This is a genomic window from Sporosarcina pasadenensis, assembly GCF_047228845.1.
GTDB lineage: Bacteria > Bacillota > Bacilli > Bacillales_A > Planococcaceae > Sporosarcina.
Genome location: NZ_JBFEGM010000014.1, coordinates 46,241 through 64,135 on the forward strand (window position 1 = coordinate 46,241; position 17,895 = coordinate 64,135).

General features: G+C 46.5%; 16 protein-coding genes. 13 read left to right on the forward strand and 3 right to left on the reverse strand.

Going from position 1 to position 17,895, the window contains the following annotated elements:
- Nucleotides 1-72: 72 nt before the first annotated feature.
- Entirely contained in the window at nt 73-1,632 is a 1,560-nt protein-coding gene (locus tag AB1K89_RS16030) for an FMN-binding glutamate synthase family protein (protein WP_413055709.1), read from the forward strand.
- 123 nt (nt 1,633-1,755) lie between these two features.
- Complete coding sequence (locus AB1K89_RS16035) at nt 1,756-3,399, forward strand: AMP-binding protein (protein ID WP_413055710.1); 1,644 nt, start codon at nt 1,756-1,758, stop codon at nt 3,397-3,399.
- Between the two features lie 76 nt (nt 3,400-3,475).
- On the opposite strand, the gene AB1K89_RS16040 is transcribed toward AB1K89_RS16035, so the two are convergent.
- Nucleotides 3,476-3,841, reverse strand: coding sequence for a DUF2188 domain-containing protein (locus AB1K89_RS16040; RefSeq protein ID WP_413055711.1), 366 nt, complete (start codon nt 3,839-3,841; stop codon nt 3,476-3,478).
- A 246-nt stretch (nt 3,842-4,087) separates the two neighbouring features.
- Between AB1K89_RS16040 and putP the strand changes: the two genes are divergently transcribed.
- The 3 genes from putP (at nt 4,088) to hflX (ending at nt 7,634) form a co-directional block, all read left to right on the forward strand.
- Entirely contained in the window at nt 4,088-5,569 is a 1,482-nt protein-coding gene (gene putP / locus AB1K89_RS16045) for a sodium/proline symporter PutP (RefSeq protein ID WP_413055712.1), read from the forward strand.
- An 81-nt stretch (nt 5,570-5,650) separates the two neighbouring features.
- The gene (locus AB1K89_RS16050; protein WP_413055713.1) at nt 5,651-6,337 is read left to right on the forward strand and encodes a VOC family protein; all 687 of its coding nucleotides are present in this window, start codon (nt 5,651-5,653) and stop codon (nt 6,335-6,337) included.
- Nucleotides 6,338-6,362: 25 nt separating this feature from the next.
- Nucleotides 6,363-7,634: a GTPase HflX gene (gene hflX / locus AB1K89_RS16055; RefSeq protein ID WP_413055714.1), complete on the forward strand. Its 1,272-nt coding sequence runs from the start codon at nt 6,363-6,365 to the stop codon at nt 7,632-7,634.
- A gap of 107 nt (nt 7,635-7,741) precedes the next feature.
- Here the strand turns inward: hflX and AB1K89_RS16060 are convergent, their stop codons facing one another.
- Nucleotides 7,742-9,460, reverse strand: a complete 1,719-nt coding sequence (locus AB1K89_RS16060) for an ABC transporter ATP-binding protein (protein WP_413055715.1) — start codon at nt 9,458-9,460, stop codon at nt 7,742-7,744.
- A gap of 228 nt (nt 9,461-9,688) precedes the next feature.
- Between AB1K89_RS16060 and AB1K89_RS16065 the strand changes: the two genes are divergently transcribed.
- From AB1K89_RS16065 to AB1K89_RS16100, 8 genes are all read left to right on the forward strand, one after another.
- A complete protein-coding gene (locus AB1K89_RS16065) occupies nt 9,689-10,582 on the forward strand; it encodes a DUF6612 family protein (protein ID WP_413055716.1) in 894 nt (297 codons plus the stop codon).
- Nucleotides 10,583-10,880: 298 nt separating this feature from the next.
- Entirely contained in the window at nt 10,881-11,831 is a 951-nt protein-coding gene (locus AB1K89_RS16070; protein ID WP_413055717.1) for an ABC transporter permease, read from the forward strand.
- Nucleotides 11,824-12,774 carry an iron chelate uptake ABC transporter family permease subunit gene (locus tag AB1K89_RS16075; RefSeq protein ID WP_413055718.1) on the forward strand — a complete coding sequence of 317 codons (951 nt, stop codon included), beginning with the start codon at nt 11,824-11,826 and terminating at the stop codon, nt 12,772-12,774. Before AB1K89_RS16070 ends, AB1K89_RS16075 begins: the two co-directional genes overlap by 8 nt.
- The gene (locus AB1K89_RS16080) at nt 12,771-13,532 is read left to right on the forward strand and encodes an iron ABC transporter ATP-binding protein (RefSeq protein WP_413055719.1); all 762 of its coding nucleotides are present in this window, start codon (nt 12,771-12,773) and stop codon (nt 13,530-13,532) included. Before AB1K89_RS16075 ends, AB1K89_RS16080 begins: the two co-directional genes overlap by 4 nt.
- A gap of 17 nt (nt 13,533-13,549) precedes the next feature.
- Nucleotides 13,550-14,506, forward strand: coding sequence for a siderophore ABC transporter substrate-binding protein (locus AB1K89_RS16085; RefSeq protein WP_413055720.1), 957 nt, complete (start codon nt 13,550-13,552; stop codon nt 14,504-14,506).
- A gap of 83 nt (nt 14,507-14,589) precedes the next feature.
- On the forward strand, nt 14,590-15,576 hold the full coding sequence (locus AB1K89_RS16090) for a FapA family protein (RefSeq protein ID WP_413055721.1): 987 nt from the start codon (nt 14,590-14,592) through the stop codon (nt 15,574-15,576).
- 147 nt (nt 15,577-15,723) lie between these two features.
- On the forward strand, nt 15,724-16,866 hold the full coding sequence (locus tag AB1K89_RS16095; RefSeq protein ID WP_413055727.1) for an MFS transporter: 1,143 nt from the start codon (nt 15,724-15,726) through the stop codon (nt 16,864-16,866).
- 143 nt (nt 16,867-17,009) lie between these two features.
- On the forward strand, nt 17,010-17,681 hold the full coding sequence (locus AB1K89_RS16100; RefSeq protein ID WP_413055722.1) for a hypothetical protein: 672 nt from the start codon (nt 17,010-17,012) through the stop codon (nt 17,679-17,681).
- Between the two features lie 17 nt (nt 17,682-17,698).
- On the opposite strand, the gene AB1K89_RS16105 is transcribed toward AB1K89_RS16100, so the two are convergent.
- Nucleotides 17,699-17,895, reverse strand: a 197-nt coding sequence (locus tag AB1K89_RS16105) for a hypothetical protein (protein ID WP_413055723.1), incomplete at its 5' end; no start/stop codon positions are given.

Consider the following 17,895-nt stretch of genomic DNA (forward strand, 5'->3'; position numbering starts at 1 on the left):
TAATTAATTGATCAAATTGTATGAATATGTTCATGTTACACTACACGAAACGCATAGGAAAGGGGTGTGCTCATGGATTGGTTTGAAGGCATTTCGTTGACGACAACTTTGCTAGTCCTCATTTTAGTCATCGTTCCTATTTCAATCGCAATTTATCTTTATTTCTATGACAAACGACAGAAGCAGCACGCGATTCTTCGGAACTATCCCGTCCTCGGACGGATGCGATACATGCTAGAAAAGACGGGGCCGGAGCTTCGTCAATATTTGTTCAACGCTGACCATGAAGGTAAGCCTTTCAACCGGGAAGAGTACTTGCATATGGTGCTTCCCGGGAAGTATTTGAACAGCATTATCGGTTTCGGCTCAAAACGTAATTTTGAAGAGGCCGGCTATTACATCCGCAATGCGCTGTTCACGAAGCAGAATGAGGAAATGCGTGTCGATAACGACGAGTTGATCAATACGATGCGCTATCGTGTCGATGAAGATAACCTCTTCTCTAGGAAAGAGCATCGGGAGGAAATTCCTGCGTTGCCTTGGCTTTTGCCGGAAGAGGATGCAATCGTTATCGGACCGAACTGCGAGCATCCATTCCACGTCAGGAGCCTGCTTGGCCAATCCGGCATGAGTTACGGAGCGCTTGGTGAAAATGCCATTACAGCTTTGTCGAAAGGGATCGGCATGGCGAAAGAAGCTTGGATGAATACCGGGGAAGGCGGACTTTCCCCTTATCATTTGGCGGGGGATGCCCACATCATTGCACAAATTGGATCGGGCTTATTTGGCTTTCGCACGGAGGAAGGGGAATTCAGCTGGGAGCGCCTCCGTGAAAAGGCGGAAATCCCACAGGTGAAAGCATTTGAAATCAAAATGGCGCAAGGTGCGAAAATGCGGGGAGGCCATGTTGAAGGAGAGAAAGTGACAGAGGAGATTGCGAAAATCCGGAATGTCGTTCCGTATACGACGATCAACAGTCCGAACCGTTTCAAGCAGTTCTCCGATTATCCGACGCTATTTGATTTCATTGAAAAAATTAGGGATCGCGGGGGAAAGCCTGTCGGGATTAAGATCGTCATCGGAGGCAAGGAAGATGCGGAGGAACTTGCATCGTTCATGAAAGAAACGGGCAAAGGTCCTGACTTTATCTCCTTGGATGGCGCAGAAGGGGGATCGGGGGCAACATATCAGGATTTGGCGGACAGTGTCGGATTGCCGCTTAAGTCGGCGCTCGTCTTATTGGATGATGCACTTCGGAAGTTTGAAGTGCGCGACCAGGTGAAAATCATCGCTTCAGGAAAAATTACAACGCCCGACAAAGCGGCGATTGCTTTGGCGATGGGGGCAGATCTTGTCCAAATTGCACGGGGCTTCATGATTTCGGTCGGATGCATCATGGCTGAAAGGTGTCATACGAATGAGTGTCCAGCAGGTGTAGCAACGACGGATAAAAATCTGCAAAGAGGACTCGTCGTGGAGGAGAAGAAATTCCGTGTCACAAATTACATTTTGACGATGCGTGAAGGCTTGTTTCGGATTGCTGCAGCTGCAGGGCTTGAGTCTCCGACAAAATTCGAGCGCCATCATGTCGTGTACAAAGACGAAAGGGGACGTGTTTTCCCTGTTGAATAACGAACTTGAGTCGTTTTGCCTAACTGGTGAGACGGCTTTTTTTGAAGAGTAATGCCTAAGACACCTTCTGAATTTTGTGATAATATGTAAATAACTATAGATTCACAGAAAGGGGTTAGATGGATGTCTTTGTTGAGTAAAACGGTTGGCGAGGTCTTAAGGGATTGGGCAAAAGCATTGCCGGAGCAAGAGGCCTATGTGTACCCGGAGCATGGGATCAGAAGAACATATGAAGAGTTTAATCGTGAGACTGACGAGCTGGCGAAGGCATTCATCGGGATGGGAATCCAGCGTGGGGAGCATGTCGCCATATGGTCCGATAACAAACCGCAATGGTTGCTGAGTCAGTTTGCGACAGGAAAGATGGGGGCTGTCCTCGTTACGGTGAATACAAATTACCAAGCGAACGAGCTCGAATATTTGCTGAAACAATCGGATGCTACAACGTTGATACTGGATGAGGGCTTTAAAGGGACGAGCTACATCGACATTATCCGTTCCATTTGTCCGGAACTGCAGAATAGCAAAGATGGCGTCGTTTCCAGTGTAAAACTGCCGAAGTTGAAAAGAATTATACTTATGACGGATCGCGAGGAATCCGGAATTTATAAATGGTCGGAATTTCTTGCTCATGCAGAAGGGATTACGGACGAAGAATTGACTGAGCGGGAGAAGAGCATGTCGCCAGAAGACGTCATTAACATCCAATACACGTCTGGGACGACTGGCTTTCCAAAAGGCGTCATGTTGTCGCACTATAATATTGTGAACAACGGTAAGATTATAGGGGATTTCATGAAATTGACCGAGAATGACCGGCTTTGCATTCCTGTACCTTTCTTTCATTGTTTTGGAGCGGTTTTGAGCAATTTAGCTGCGGTGACGCATGGATCGACAATGGTCATCCTTGAACAGTTCAATCCTCTCCGCGTATTGGAAGCGGTCCAAAACGAGAAATGCACGGCTCTTAACGGGGTGCCGACGATGTTTATTTCCGAATTGAACCACCCGGATTTCCATAGATTCGACACATCGACATTGCGGACCGGCATCATGGCGGGCTCCACTTGCCCGATTGAAGTGATGAAACAAGTAATCCACGAAATGGGTGCAGAGGAAATTACGATTTGTTACGGACAGACGGAAGCGTCGCCGGTCATCACACAGACGCAAACCGATGATCCGATTGAGAAGCGGGTATCGACAGTCGGAAAACCGCATCCGTTCGTCGAAGTGAAAATCATAGATCCGTTGACAGGAGAAAAGGTGCCCGTCGGTAGTCCGGGTGAACTGTGCACACGCGGCTATCATGTGATGAAAGGGTATTATAATAATGAGGAAGCGACACGTGAGGCCATCGATGAGGATGGTTGGCTCCGTACTGGGGATATAGCTGTCATGGACGAAGATGGCTATATCGATATTACAGGCCGAATAAAAGACGTCATCATCCGCGGTGGCGAAAACATCTATCCTCGTGAAGTGGAGGAATTCCTTTATACACATCCAGGAATATCGGACGTTCAAATTGTTGGAGTACCGGACTCGAGATACGGAGAGGAATTGATGGCGTGGATCATCCCTAAACAGGGAGCCGTCATTGACGAGGAAGATGTACGTTCGTTTTGCCGAGGTAATATTTCGTATCATAAAATCCCGAAATATATTAAGTTCACTGACGAATACCCGATGACTGCGTCAGGAAAGATCCAGAAGTTCAAACTTCGTGAAATGTCGATTGATGAATCATTAAGTCATCAACTGTGATAAAACTTCGATTTGTAACAGGTGAAGGGAAAACCCCTCCGCCTGTTTATTTTTTCATCGAATGAGAGTTGAGAACTCATTCATATAAAGTCGATTCGAGTGATCCGTCGGCGTGGTAGACCGTTAGGATCCCGTTATGCTCATTTACGTATGGCTTTGCTTTTTCAAGTAAGTCATCCTTTGTGCCTTCCTTGAAAATCGCCCGTTCGCCATTTTCCTTCAAAAGAATCCAATCCTCGTCACGCGCTTTCACTTCATATTTTGGGCGGTCGGAACTGTCACCAAGCACGTATTCCCTTGCTTTTGCAGTAGCAATGGAAATGGCGCGGCCTTCTTCATTCCCTTCGCGCAACAACGCATTTGCTATTTCAATTGCCTTATTCCTTACATCGGAATCCAGGTTTTTAAAAGAATCAGGATAATCGTTTTTATTCCAAGGCATCAGGAATCGCCTCCTTACGTAGACGATTCCCTCTTTCAGCATGCTTAAACGTCATTCATTCGGTGCTTGATCCAATCTCTGCTGTCGAAAGTTGTTCATTTCCCAGGAAATATGTAGGAAGCAGAACAAGATTGTCTAATTTTATACCATTTTAGGAATAATAAAGTTAATTTTTAAAAGACTCCTTTACTAATTGAAAAGATGATATTATAAAAAGAAATAGAAAAAGAAACAGGAGGGGAAAATATGTCTAGTGATTTCTATCAATTAATTGCTATCGTCGTCTATATGGTAGCCATGCTTTTCATCGGCTGGTACGCCTATAGGAAAACAACGAATTTGAATGATTACATGCTTGGCGGGCGGTCGCTTGGACCTGCAGTCACTGCACTGAGTGCAGGCGCAGCAGATATGTCGGGTTGGCTGCTCATGGGACTCCCGGGAGCCATTTATGCAGTCGGGCTGACTGAAGCTTGGATTGCCATCGGTTTGACAGTAGGTGCGTATTTGAACTGGCTCTTTGTTGCGCCAAGACTTCGCGTATATACGCAAGTGTCGAGCGATTCGATTACGATTCCAAGTTATTTGGAAAGTCGGCTGAAAGATAAGTCACGACTCCTGAGGATTGCTTCGGGTGTTATCATCCTTGTTTTCTTCACATTTTATGTTTCTTCAGGTATGGTAGCCGGCGGTAAGTTCTTCATGAGCTCATTCGGACTTGATTATCATTCCGGAATGTTGATCGTTTCGGCAGTCGTTGTCGCGTATACGCTTTTCGGAGGATTTTTGGCCGTCAGTTATACCGATTTCGTTCAAGGTCTTACGATGTTCTTTGCTTTATTACTAGTGCCGATTATCGGCTTGACATTGACAGGCGGTTTCGCGGAAACGGCTGCAAGCATCCGTGAAGTGAATCCCGACATGCTTAGTCTTGTGAAGGGGGCCACGGTAGCAGGTGTCATTTCTTCCGTTGCTTGGGGTCTCGGCTATTTCGGACAACCGCATATTATCGTACGTTTCATGGCGATCAAGTCGGTGAAGGAAACGAAAAGCGCACGCCGGATCGGGATTGGCTGGATGGCGTTGAGTTTGTTCGGTGCGATTGCCACTGCACTTGTAGGCATCGCTTATTACCAGCAAAACGCAGCTGAGCTTGTTGATGAGGAAACAGTATTCATTGCATTAGGGCAGATTATCTTCCATCCATTCATCGCAGGAATCATGCTTGCGGCAGTACTTGCCGCTATTATGAGTACAATCTCTTCCCAGTTGATCGTCACTTCTTCGGCGCTGATCGAAGACTTGTACAAGGCGATTATTAAGTCCGATGCAACAGATAAGCGATATGTGTTCCTCGGCAGGATGGCGGTTCTCATCGTTTCATTAGTTGCAATGGCGCTTGCTTGGCCGAACAATGAATCAATCTTGAAGCTCGTATCATTTGCATGGGCGGGCTTCGGAGGCGCCTTTGGACCGATCATCTTGCTTTCCCTTTATTGGCGCAAGCTGACAGCAACTGGCGCATTATGGGGAATGGTGGCAGGTGCAATCACTGTCGGAATTTGGGGTACTGTCGACGCGCTGTCGGATGCTCTTTATGAAATCGTGCCGGGCTTCCTTATCTGTCTAGCCGTAACGTATTTTGTCAGCTTGATGACGTATCGTCCGAACGCGGAAATTGATAAGGAATTCTATGACGCATTAGTTTTATTGAAAAAAGAAAAGTAATGGAACCGACCTCCTGCATATGTTGCGGAGGTCGTTTTTTATTGGATATGGTAATCTATTCATAAGAGGGGGATGTATAAGATGAAGCTTGATCATGTTGTTTATTTCACATCGAAAAGCCCTGCCAAGATTGTTGAAGAGCAAAGGAATGAAGGCAACCAGTCGGTCATTGGAGGCAGGCATGAAAAATGGGGGACTTATAATGCGTTGAGGTATGTGAAAAATGCATACGTCGAATGGTTATCCGTAGAACGCCCCGAGATTGCGAAGCAAGTGGACCATCCGTTGACCCGTTTGCTGTTGCATGATTTGAAGGATAAGGACGGATGGGGGACAATATGTTTATCCGTATCCAATATTGAGCAATTTAATGAGGATATTATAAACAAAGGGTTTAACACGTCCGGCGTGTTGGATGCAGAGCGTCGGACAGCTGGAGGAGAGCTAAGGAAGTGGAAAATGCTATTTGTCGATCAGCCGGTTTCCGATGAGCTGCCGTATCCGTTTTTCATCGAGTGGGAAACGTCTGAGGAGATTAGACTCGAGCAATTGCGCGCAGAAGGAACCTTGACCGAAGAGAATGAAAAACTGGAAGTCCGGGAGTGCGTGTTTGGCGTGGAAGATCCATTGCGAGACACCGGAGAATGGGCAGTCTTACTTTCGCAGAAGGTTGGAGATTCGAATGATATTAGAATCGGAAATGTCCTACTTCGATTCATCCAACAAGAAGGCGGGAAGGATCGATTGCAAGAAGTTATCATCCGGTAGAACGTTGTGAAAGGGGAATTACTTATTGGAAATTTTAGTGGAATATGCGGTTCTTGTCGGAGTGCAGGAACAGAACGATGAGCATTTTGAATATGAAATGGAAGAATTGAAGAACTTGGCGGAAGCCATCGATGTGAACGTCGTTGGCACTGTAACGCAAAATTTGGAGCGCAGGCATCCGACCACATATGTCGGCAAAGGGAAGATTGCAGAAATCAAACGGTTTTACGAGGAGACGGATGCAAATCTGATCATTTTCAATGATGAGCTTTCCCCGTCCCAAATCCGCAACTTGGAAATGGAGCTTCAAGTGAAGGTCATCGACCGGACGATGCTCATCCTCGATATTTTTGCGAGACGTGCTCGAACACATGAAGCGCGTATGCAAGTTGAGTTGGCCCAGCTCCAATATACGCTTCCTCGACTCGTCGGATTGCGTGCCTCTTTGAGCAGGCAAGGGGGCGGAACGGGCGGAGGCTTCCAAAACAAGGGGGCCGGGGAGACGAAGCTTGAGCTCGATCGCCGGAAAATCGAAGACCAGATTTCGAAGCTACGGAGGGATCTAGAGCATGTACGTGACCGGCGCGATACACAGCGGAAGCAAAGGAAGAAAAGCGGCATCCCGGTCGTTTCGATTGTCGGGTATACGAATGCCGGCAAGTCGACGTTGATGAATGGGTTGCTCCGGAAAATTGACGATGAACATGCAAAGCAAGTATATGAAGAAAATATGCTTTTTGCGACGCTCGACACTTCGGTGCGCCATTTGAAGCTTCCCGACAATAAGGAGTTCCTTCTGACGGATACGGTCGGCTTCGTTTCGAAGCTGCCACATCACTTGATCAAAGCTTTCCGCTCCACTTTGGAAGAAGCACGCGGAGCCGATCTTCTTCTGCATGTCGTTGACGTATCCAATCCCGAATACCGTTATATGATGGAAGTGACGAATGAGACGTTGCAAGATGTCGGCGTCGAGAATATTACGACCATCAACGTCTACAATAAAGCTGATCTCGCAGGAGTCCCTTATCCAAGAGAGAATGCGGATAGCGTCTGGATTTCAGCAAAAGAGGCGGAAGGATTGGACGAACTGCTAGATTTAATCAAGAAAAAGATCTTTGAACAATACATCACTTGTAAATTGCTCGTTCCGTTCGATCGCGGAGATGTCGTGTCCTATTTGAATGACAGGGCGAATGTGAAGAAGACGGAATATGAGGAAGAGGGCACGCTGATGACTGTTGAAATGGATGGTTCCGAAAGGGAAAAGTTTGAGGAGTTCATCATTAGCCATTAAACTGTGTAACGAAAAAACTGCACCGCGACTCGAAAGTCGGCGGTGCAGTTTTTATCTATAAAGAGAAAGGGGGTGGGATGTTACTAGTATCCCCGATTCTTACAATGTTAAACCTCTTGGAATTGAATATTATGCAGGCGGGCAAAAATGCCGCCCTTACGCACTAACTCATCGTATTTCCCATCTTCCGCAATTCCGTCTTCCGTAACGACGATGACACGGTCTGCATCCCGGATTGTCGCCAATCGGTGTGCAATGATGAGAGTTGTCCGGTTTTCAGCCAACTCGTTCAATGACTGCTGGATGATCCGCTCCGTTTCCGTATCCAACGCGGACGTCGCTTCATCCAAAATGAGGATCGGAGGATTTTTCAGGAACATGCGCGCAATCGCTAGCCGTTGCTTCTGGCCGCCTGATAATTTCAATCCTCGCTCACCGATCTGCGTCTCGTAACCGTCAGGAAGTGAAGCGATGAACTCCTCCAAATGCGCTTTTTTAGCAGCGGCCATAACTTCTTCATCGGTTGCATCCAAATTTCCGTACGCGATGTTTTCCTTGATTGTCCCTGTGAATAAAAAGACGTCTTGCTGCACAATTCCGATCTGTGAACGCAAAGATTGCTGCGTCATGTTGCGGATATCGATGCCGTCGATTGAAATCGCACCGGAATCGACGTCGTAAAACCGGGGAATAAGGGAACAAATTGTCGTTTTACCGGCACCGGATGGGCCGACGAATGCAATCGTCTCACCAGATTTTATCGATAAGTCGATGCCGCTCAATACGTTTTTATTGTCATCGTATTGGAAATGAACGTCATCGAAAAGGATGTCCCCATTTAAATGACTGACAGCCATCGCACCCGGCCGATCTTTAATTTCTGGTTCCTGTTCAATCAACTCGCGAAATCTGCGGAAACCTGCCATTCCTTTCGGATACAACTCAAGCAATGCGCTGATTTTGTCGACAGGCTTAATAAGAACATTAACGAAAAGAATGAATGCGACAAGCTCCCCTGGCTTCAAGGTGCCGTTGTATGTAAACCATGCGCCAACGACAAGGACGATCAATGTTACAAGCCTCGTCATCATATACATGCTCGAATGCGTCCACGCCATGACCTTATAGGCGACGAGCTTGGCCAGTCTGAAACTACCGTTGTCTTTTTTGAATCGTGAAATTTCGAAGTCCTCATTCGTGAACGATTTGACAACCCGCGCACCAGACACCGAATCTTCGACACGCGCATTGACATCAGCGATTTTCCCATACATGTTCTGCCACGCTGCATTCATTTTAATGTTGCAGAATGTCACGAGCACAATGAGAAGTGGCACCATGCAAATTGCAATGAGGGCTAGTTCGGGATTAATGGAGAACATGAGAATGAAAGCCCCAATCATCGTCATTACCGCAATGAAAGCATCTTCAGGTCCGTGGTGGGCAAGCTCTCCGATGTCGAACAGGTCATTTGTAATCCGGCTCATAATATGGCCTGTTTTTGTATTGTCGAAGAATCGGAAAGACTGTCGATGGACATGATTGAACAGCTCCTGTCTCATATCCGTCTCAATATTGATACCGAGCTTATGTCCTAAATAACTGACGATGTATTGAAGGAATGTGCTTAGCAAGTAGACCAGCAACAATAGGGCACTCGTCGTAACGATCATCCCCCAATCCTTGGAAGGCAACAATGTGTCGATGAACCATTGGACGGCCATCGGAAACGCCAGCTCGAGCAGTGCGACGAGTATGGCGCTCGAAAAGTCGATTATGAAAAGCCTTTTATGCGGCTTATAATAAGAAAAGAATTTTTTCAACATAGTATGATGTCCTTTCTGTTATCTCCGTTATTATAGCGGAATTCATTGCAAAGGGACATGTTAAGCATCAGAAGCAAAAAGTTATTGCGGGTGAGGAAAGGCATAGAGGATTCTTGTGGTAGGAAAGATTCAAATTATAGGAATTTACCAAAATGGTGGAACCCTTTTCCTTTTATGCCGTATGATTAGATGTAGCATATAGAGAAACAAAGAGAGGAAGATAAACTGATGAAAAAATGGTTAAAGGGTCTCGGTGTCGGTGTTCTAGCACTAGGTTTGGCTGCTTGTGGGTCTGCCGCAGAGCCGAAAAAAGATGCAGAAACCGGTGAAGAGGTAGAGCTTGAAAACAAGAGTGAAATGACGGCGCAAGAAGTATATAGCAAAGCGATGGAAGTGTCAGCAGAGCAAAAGAGTATGCATGCGGTTATGGATATTGACCAAAAAATCTCGATACCAAGTCAAGAACTTGAAATGAAATCGAAAATCAAAATGGACATGGACATTATTGTCGAGCCGTTGGCGATGCACCAAAACATGAAGATGGACATGGGTGAGCATGGCAAAGCCGATTTGGAGATGTACATGAATGAATCAGGTTTCTTTATGAATGATCCTCAAGCTGGTCAATGGATTAAGATGCCTAAAGATATGTACGATGACATGATGGCGGAAATGGGCGGCGAAACAGATCCAACATTGGATATGAAGATGTTCAATGAATTCAAGGATGATTTCAAATTCGAACAGACAGACGATGAGTACATCTTGACGCTATCTGCTTCGGGCGACAAATTCAGCGGTCTTATGAAAGAATTGATGGGTTCGGCTCTTCCTTCGGACTTGGAAATGACTGAGGAAGATGCTGAGATGTTGAACAATATGGACGTGAAAAGCCTTGAAGTTGTTATGTACATCGACAAGGAAACGTTCTACACGAATGCATTCGATTTAGACATGGATATGACGATGAAAGTCGAAAATGAAGAAATGCGCATCGTTCAAAAAATGAAATCTGTCCTGTCCAAAATCAACGAGATTGATGAAATCGTCGTTCCTCAAGAAGTGATCGACGAAGCGGTTGATTTGGAAGAAATGATGCAACAAGGTCAAGATCAAGAGTAAGATACGCAAGCGGCCTGTAACAGTTGAAAGTAGCTGTTACGGGTCGTTTTTTTGTTGTCACTTGAAAAAATCAACGATGTAAACCCGTAAAATCATGCCGCAATTGTTAATCCCCGCACGATTCCTACTTGTTCAAAGCTATCCATCAACTCCTTCAAAACTAACTGATAATCATTTTCAATTATCAGTTGACACTCATTTCATTACTGCTATAATTGGATTTGTAGCTAATTGATAATCGTTTTCACTTGTGAGATTCTCAGTTAGAGAAAATATTCGATATCGGAGTTCTTTCTTCATGAAGAAACGTTATTTGTTCATTGCACTATTATTACTCTCATTCCTCTCGTTATTCGTTGGGGTGAGCTCAATTAAACCGCTGGACCTCCTCGATTTCGGATCGGAGGAAACGGAGATTTTCCTGATCAGCCGCGTGCCGAGACTTGTGGCAATTTTACTCGCAGGGGGAGGGATGAGCATTGCAGGTCTGATTATGCAGCAACTGAGCCGGAACAAATTCGTTTCGCCGACAACTGCAGGGACATTGGATGCCACCCGGTTAGGCATTTTAGTGTCGATGTTATTGTTCACCAATGCATCGACGATCGAGAAGATGATTGTGGCATTCGCTTTCGCGCTAGCAGGGACGTTGCTGTTCATGCAGATCCTCGATCGGATCAAGTTCAAGGACGCGATTTTCATTCCGCTCGTAGGCCTCATGTTCGGAAACATCTTATCATCGATCACGACGTTCTTCGCGTATAAGTCGAACGTTATCCAAAACATGTCCGCGTGGTTGCAAGGTGACTTTTCGATGATCATGAAAGGGCGATATGAGCTCCTATACATAAGCATCCCTGTGCTAATCATCACTTATTTGTATGCGAATCGCTTTACGGTTGCCGGTATGGGTGAGGATTTCTCGAAAAACTTGGGCCTAGCGTATAAGCGGATTGTGAATATCGGCCTCATCTTAGTGGCTCTTGTTACGACGACTGTCATTTTGACGGTCGGGATGATTCCGTTCCTCGGCTTGATCATTCCGAACATCGTATCGATTTTCCACGGAGATCATTTGAGGAGAACATTGCCGCACACCGCTTTGTTAGGTGCGATCTTCCTCCTGGTTTGTGATATTTTAGGCAGGGTTCTCATCTACCCTTATGAGATTTCAATTAGTCTGATGGTCGGTGTCATCGGAAGCGGTATCTTCCTCTACTTGCTGTTTAGGAGGAAGGCGTATGCGTGATTCTACTAAATTGATCATCTTGTCTGTATTGGCAGCTCTATTCTGTGCTTTGTATTTATTCCACGATTTGAATGGAAGTTTTGACTATGCACTTCCTCGCCGAAGCATCAAAGTGATTGCGATGGCATTGACTGGAGTTGCAATTGCGTATTCTACGGTCATATTCCAGACGATTACGCATAATCGAATTTTGACGCCGAGCATAATGGGTTTGGATTCCTTGTATTTGTTACTTCAGACGGCGGTCATATTCTTCCTAGGCTCAGACCATATTACGATTGTAAACCGACATGTTAATTTCATTTTATCCGTTTCCACAATGATCGTTTTCGCGCTCATTTTGTACCGGTTCCTCTTTAAGAGGGGGGGCCAGCCCATTTACTTCCTGTTGCTTGTCGGAATTATCGTCGGGACGTTTTTCGGAAGCATATCGACGTTCCTGCAAGTTCTCATCGACCCGAATGAATTTTTGCGGGTGCAGGATAAGATGTTCGCGAGCTTCAACAATGTGAGCGGGGAATTGGTTTGGTGGGCACTCGGAATTGTCGTTCTCACATTCATAATCGGTTGGAAATCATTTAATGATCTCGATGTGCTGACGCTCGGCAGGGACACGGCAATCAACCTTGGTGTTTCGTATGACCGGGTCGTCAAGTTGATGTTAGTCATATCTGCGATTTTGATTTCCGTATCGACGGCACTCGTCGGTCCAATTACATTCTTCGGATTGATCGTTGCAAATTTAGCCTATCAATTTTTCAAAACATATAAGCATTCAGTTCTTATTGCGGGCGCTTCCGTCATGAGCATCATTGCACTCGTCGGGGGACAATGGGTCGTGGAACGCGTCTTCACGTTCTCGACGACGCTAAGTGTCATTATCAACTTTGTCGGCGGTGTATATTTCATCTATCTACTATTAAGGGAGAGTCGATCCACATGATCCAAGTCCGTGAGTTGTCAAAGTTCTATGGGAAAAAAGCGGTCGTTGAAAAGGTGAACGTCAATATCCATCGTGGAAAGATCACCTCATTCATCGGCCCGAACGGTGCGGGGAAGTCGACGCTGCTTTCAATGGTAAGCCGCCTGCTTGATGCCGACACTGGCGAAGTGCTAGTGGATGATGACCATGTCCATAAGATGAAGTCCAATGAATTTTCAAAGCGCGTCTCCATTCTCAAGCAATCCAATTTCATGAATGTCCGTTTGACAGTCCGTGAATTGGTTTCGTTTGGACGATTCCCGTATTCCAGAGGGAAGCTCAACGCGGAAGATCTGCGGATCATCGAACAGGCGATGGAGTATATGGGCTTGATGGAAATGCAGAATGATTATATGGATGAACTGTCGGGCGGCCAACGCCAGCGGGCATTCATCGCAATGGTCATTGCCCAGGATACAGATTATATTCTGTTGGATGAACCGTTGAATAATTTGGATATGAAACATTCCGTCCAAATAATGAAGATTTTGCGAAGATTGGTCGATGATCTCGGAAAGACTGTCGTCATTGTCCTTCACGATATTAACTTCGCGTCCGTCTATTCCGACCGCATCGTTGCATTGAAAAATGGCCGTGTCGTCAAGGATGGACCGACGAATGATATTATCAATTCGGATGCATTGAAAGAAATTTACGATATGGATATTCCGATTAAGCAAATGAATAATTGCCGGATTTGCGTGTATTTTAACTCTTAAAACAAAGGATGGTATAAATGAAGAAACTTACAATGACGCTACTGCTGGCAGCTCTTATGATTGTACTTGCGGCATGTGGTACAAAAGAGAAAGAAGCAGGGAAAACATCAGGATCCGACACAAATGAAGCAAGCGAAACCGTTTCCATCGAGCATGAGTTGAGCGATACGGCTGTAGAAGTACCGAAAAATCCTAAGAAAGTAGTCGTATTCGACTTCGGTACGCTTGACACGATGGATGCTCTCGGAATTGAAGTGGCAGGATTGCCAAGAGCGAACGTGCCGGGATATCTTTCAAAATACGATGATGATAAATATGTGAACCTTGGAAGCTTGAAAGAGCCGGATTTTGAAGCGCTTCACGCAATGAAACCTGACGTTATCTTCATTTCATCACGCCAAGCTGATCTTTACGATCAATTTGCTGAAATTGCTCCGACGATTTACGTTGGATTGGACTATGCGCATTATATGGATTCATTCAAACATAATGCTGAAATGATCGGGGACATCTTCGGCAAGGAAGACGAAGTGAAGTCCGAGCTTGCTGATATCGATGGGAAAATCGCTGATATTCATGAAAAAGCATCCTCCGCAGGTTCAAAAGCGCTCGTTATACTAGCAAGCGAAGGCAAAGTGAGTGCATACGGTCCGAATTCACGTTTTGGATTGGTCCACGACCTATTAGGCTATAAAGCGGCGGATGAGAAAATCGAAATCTCCACGCACGGCCAAAACATTACGTTTGAATACATCGTTGAGAAAAACCCGGACGTCCTATTCGTCATCGACCGTGACGCCGCAATCGGCAACGGTGCGAGCGCGAAAGACTCCATTGAAAATGATCTTGTGAAAAAGACTAATGCGTATAAAAACAATAAAATCATCTACTTGAACGGGGAGTACTGGTACCTTTCTGGCGGCGGATTGCTGTCCATGAAAGAGATGATCGAAGAGGTTCAAGCGGGACTTTGATTTAAAAAGGTTTGTTCACTTATTGGGTGAACAGGCCTTTTTTTGCTATGATGAAAAATAATAAGACTCGAGGTGATAAACGTATGGTGAAGCCCGTGACAGTGAAGGCTCAGATGGTCAATGAATTCTTTCATGACGGAAATGTCGACGTGAGAAGTGGGAATATACAATACGATGGGGATGTCCGCATAGGGCAGGACGTTGAAAGCTCGATGTTCGTCGGAGCGGCAGGAAAGATTTTCATTCACGGGGCTGTACGGAAAGCGACCATTGAGGCAGGAACATCCGCCATCATCGAAGGGAACGTCCTCTCATCCTCCATTACGGTCGGAATGCTAGAAATGTTGGAAGAAGAGCTGGCAGAGCAACTGAGCGGAATTCTTTCTTATTTGGACAGAATCAACGAAATGATTCTTCAAATCATCCAAGTACGGGGCGTGCTGCCGGAAGAAGTGAATGCCAGTGAATTGAAAGATCTAGTACGGGTTATTCTAAAAGAGGAATACTTGGATTTTCAATATGAAAACAGCGAATTCACTCAAAGAGCGAAAAATCATTCCGCCGACTTATCGCCTGAATGGGAACCGGTCATCGAGAAATTGTATAACGTCTTTACGGACACATCGATGACGGTCGTCAAGAATGCGGAGGAGTTTTCAACGCTTCTTAAGGAGGCCCACGCGCTAGTTGAGCGATATTCGGCAAGGGAAATCGGGGACTCATTGCTGAAGCTTCCGTATGCCATCAACAGTATTCTGTCATGCAACGGAAACATTGAAGTGACGGATTCCGGGCTTTACAATTGTTCCGTCACTGCAAAAAAGCAAGTGTCCATTGAAGGCTGCTGCCGTGGCGGCGTCATCTTCGGCGGTGAAAAGGTGTCCATTCAAGAGACGGGATCCAAAAAAGGTGTGAAGACGGTCATTAAGACGGAAAGTGACGGGACAATCTCGATCGGTCTTGCACGATGCGGTACTGAGATTTGGATCGGAGACGCGGTTCATCATATTGACACGGATACATTAGGGGTTCATGCACGCATGATTGACGGGCAAATGAATATTAAATAAAAAAGTTCTTGTGATAATCGGTTGCCCGGGAGTATAATGACAAGTGTCAAGACACCAAATCATACAACGAAGGGCAGACTGACTTTGAACAAACAAACAGGCGGAATTTCCCGCAATAAATTACTCGCAATTTCCGGGACAGGCTGGATGTTCGATGCGATGGATGTCGGCATCCTATCGTTTGTCATTGCAGCCATCTCGGTCGAATGGCATTTGTCCACGACAGAAATGGGCTGGATCGGGAGCATGAACTCGATCGGCATGGCAATCGGGGCATTCGGCTTCGGTTTGCTCGCAGACCGAATCGGAAGGAAGAATGTATTCATGATTACGCTCGTTCTCTTCTCATTGGCGAGCGGATTATCGGCACTGACGACGACATTGACTCTCTTCCTTATCTTGCGCTTTTTCGTAGGGGCGGGTCTCGGAGGGGAGCTTCCGGTCGCTTCGACGCTCGTGTCGGAAAGCGTATCCGCAAAAGAACGCGGACGCGTTGTCGTTCTTTTGGAAAGCTTTTGGGCGGCAGGTTGGCTCATTGCAGCGTTGCTGGCGTACTTCATTATCCCGGAATACGGGTGGAGGATTGCGCTCATCCTGACAGCACTCCCTGCATTTTACGCCATCTACTTACGACGGAACTTGCCCGATTCCCCGAAATTCGAAAGGGAAGGGGAACCGAAGCAATCCTTCGGCGACAAATTGAAGCTTATCTGGTCCAAGCCGTACGCACGCAGGACGACAATGCTTTGGATCGTCTGGTTCACTGTCGTGTTCTCCTATTACGGCATGTTCCTCTGGCTGCCGAGCGTCATGGTCATGAAAGGGTTCGACATGATCCACAGCTTCAAATACGTGCTCATTATGACACTAGCGCAATTGCCGGGCTACTTCACGGCTGCCTGGCTCATTGAGAGGGCAGGGCGAAAGTTCGTGCTTGCAACGTACTTGATCGGAACAGCGGCGAGTGCGCTTATGTTCGGGAATGCGGACTCGCTAACGATGCTTCTCATTTCGGGTGCTCTCCTTTCATTCTTCAACTTAGGGGCATGGGGGGCGCTATACGCCTATTCGCCGGAGCAATACCCGACTGCCGTCCGGGCGACTGGCTCAGGCATGGCGGCAGCGGTCGGCAGAATCGGCGGCATCTTCGGTCCGTTGCTCATCGGCTCCTTGTTAACCTCAGGCTACGGCTTCGGTTTCATTTTCGCGATCTTCTGTGGAGCCATCATCATCGGCGTCCTGGCGGTTCTGCTCCTCGGAACCGAAACAAAGCAATTGGAATTGGAATGAACGACAGGGACTAGGGACTGCTGCTTAGCAGTCCCTTTTTTGTGTGGATTGACGGAAGTTTGCTTGCAATTCATGAAGGTAATAGAAGAGAATGGTGCAGGGTACATAGAACTGGTTTTATGAAGAATAGGAGAGATGGTAACGTGGAGAAAAGGCTGCACCTACTCATTTTCACGATTATGCTCGTTTTGGGTCTTGCCGCTTGTGGGAATGACAAGAGCGATGATTCGACTGATTCAACTTCCGGGAATGGCACTGAGGTGACAACGGACGAGGCGGAAGGCGCTGACTCGAATGCCGAAGAAGAGGAAGCAGGCAATGAGGCGGCAGCCGGGAGAGTTCTACAAAACGACAAAACAATCGGCTTGACGATGGATGAATTCAAAGACAAGTTCAATGAGCAAGCCGCCGCGCAAGGCTTGGACTATAAAATTGAAGAATTTGAATGGGTAGATCATGATGACGGGACGCAAACGGCGACAATTAAATTGCATGACAACCTCCGACTCGGTGGCTTAGCGACAATGGACGAGGACGAACTAAAAGCATTCCTGCTTCAAGTCGAAGGATTCGAACCCCGTCAAACCGCTTTCGACCTCGTTAATGTCATCATTAAAACCGTCGGTAATGTAACGGATGATGATGCGAAACTGATCATGGACGGACTCGGATTGAAAGACCCGAATGAACAGGGGGATTACACTGAAACAACTTTCGACCATGACGGCTTAAAATACCTATTGCTCACGGACAAATCGAATTCCTTCGAGTTAGGCATCGCGAACAAAAACGACCCCAATCTCATCATTGACTAATAACCGTGCTGACGACCTCATTTGAGGCTCGTCAGTTTTTTATTTTGGAATCGCGTCACGAAGAGCCCAGGCAGTCGCTGACCTCCGCAAAACCCGGCAGCGCCCAAAGTGAGGCGTCCCGCGCCCAAAGAGAGGTGTCCCGCGCCCAAAGAGAGGTGTCCCGCGCCCAAAGAGAGGTGTCCCGCGCCCAAAGAGAGGTGTCCCGCGCCCAAAG